General features: G+C 58.7%; 1 protein-coding gene. It reads right to left on the bottom strand.

Annotation, left to right across the window (positions count from 1 at the left end):
- Positions 1–45 precede the first annotated feature (45 nt).
- Positions 46–1,686 (bottom strand): methyl-accepting chemotaxis protein, encoded by a 1,641-nt coding sequence (locus tag RX972_RS26965; protein ID WP_316880029.1) that lies wholly within the window; start codon positions 1,684–1,686, stop codon positions 46–48.
- Positions 1,687–1,957: the final 271 nt, after the last annotated feature.

The raw sequence follows: 1,957 nt of genomic DNA, 5'->3' as shown, positions 1-1,957 counted from the left end.
ATCGTTCTTCGCGGGCAAGCCCGGCTCCCACAGGTTCGGGCGGGCTCAGCCGACTTTGAAGAACGCCACTTTCTGGGTCAGGCGGTCTGCCAGTTGGGCCAGTTCCTGGCTTGCGGTGGCCACTTGTTTTGAGCCGGTTGCGGACTGCACGGTTGAGCCGTGGATTCGGTTGATGTTGACGGCCACCTCTTCCGCCACGCTGTTTTGCTGCACCGAGGCGCTGGCGATCTGTGCGTTCATGCGGTTGATGGCGCCCACTTCCTTGCTGATTTTGGACAGCGCGCCTTGTGCATTGCGGGTTTGCTCCACTGTGCGACCCACCAGTTCGCAGTTGTCACGCATGGTTTGCGCGGCGGCTTCAGTACCACTTTGCAGGGTGCTGATCATGTCCCGGATGTCTTGCGTCGAGCGCTGGGTGCGGTTGGCCAGCGAGCGCACTTCATCGGCGACGACCGCAAAGCCCCGGCCGTGCTCGCCAGCCCTTGCTGCTTCGATGGCTGCGTTGAGGGCCAGCAGGTTGGTTTGGCTGGCGATTGAGTTGATGACGTCGATCACGCTCTCGATCTCTTCGCTTTGTTTGGACACCCGCTCCACGGTCAGGGTGGTTTCGGCCAGTGACGTGGCCAATTGTTCAATCGCCAGGGTGGTGCCCGCGACCAACTGGTTACCGCTTTCCACTTCGCCGTCGGCCAGACGCGTTGCATCGGCGGCTTGGGATGCGTAACCGGTGACTTCGTTGACGGTTGCTGCCATTTGCGTGATGGCGGTGGCCACTTGTTCAGCTTCACGGGTTTGCAGGTTGATCTGGTCGTTGTTGGTGATCGACGTGGCGGACAGCAGTGTGGAGGACTGATTCACTTCCTGAGCGGCCATGCGCACTTGGGTAATGGTGTCAGCCAGGCGGCTGAGGGCAGTTTTCAGTACGCCCATCACGCTGTCGGGGTAGGGCGTGACGATGCTTTGCTGCAGGTCGCCCGCGGCAAGACGCTGGATGGCTTGAGCCACTTCGGTGGGTTCTGCGCCGAGGGTGGATTTGACGAAGCGGATGATCAGGATCGACAGGAAGATGCTCAGCAACAAGGCCGCGCCAGTCGCCAGCAACATCAAGCCGCGAAACTGGCTGGCGGTGGCCTGCACGTCACTGAGCTGCGATTTGATGGACGCTTCTTCGTAGTCGATCAAGGCGTTGATGCGCTTGAGCCACTCGCTGTAGTCGGCGGATATCTGGTTGAGCAGCAAAGCCTGAGAGCCCGCGATGTCGCCGGTGCGGCGCAGGTCGATCAGTTTTTTCGTGGAGGCCAGGGTGCGCTGTTCGATGTCTTTGATGGCCTGCAGCATGGATTGCTCTTGCGGGGTGACGGTGTTGCTCGCGAAGAGTTGGTCCATCGGCGTGGCTGAATCCACGTAGTCTTTTTGCAGGCTGCTGACTTCGGCCAGGTGGGATTCAAGGTCGCGATCATTGGTCACCAGCACAGCATCACGAATGGCGATAGCGCGGTTGTGAACGCTGCCGCGGAAGTTAATCGCGTAGCGCTGCACTTTCGCGGCGTTGTTGCTGACGTCTTCCAGCGTGGAGTCGATAAATCCAACTCGTTGGATACCCACGGCGGTAATCAATACAAGCAGCGACACGATGGCGGCAAAGCCCAGGCCGATGCGCGATGCGAGGGATATCGGATTTTTCATGGGGTGAACTCGTGGGTAAACAAGTAGCTGAAGCGCCTTGGTGTCAATGCGCCATATATTGCGGTAACGGGAAGGTATCTTCAGTAGGCCTTTAAGCCCAATTGAGGGTAGCTACAGTAGGCATAGCGGCATGCTATGGAATTTAGTGAGCCCGTCCGTCCGTCTGGCTCTGACTGCACTGTTTTTCGGTAGGAGCGAATTCATTCGCGAAGGTATTTTCCCTGCAAAAAATCTGCGTCTGACGCACCGCTTTCGCGAATGAATTCGCTCC

The sequence above is a fragment of the Pseudomonas syringae group sp. J309-1 genome, from assembly GCF_032582135.1.
Lineage (GTDB): Bacteria > Pseudomonadota > Gammaproteobacteria > Pseudomonadales > Pseudomonadaceae > Aquipseudomonas > Aquipseudomonas quasicaspiana.
The sequence above is the reverse complement of the archived record's forward strand: the minus strand, read 5'-3'. Positions and strand labels throughout refer to the sequence as shown.

Excerpts from the sequence above, each read along its gene's own strand:
- RX972_RS26965 (WP_316880029.1), bottom strand. The coding sequence starts at position 1,686 with ATGAAAAATCCGATATCCCTCGCATCGCGCATCGGCCTGGGCTTTGCC.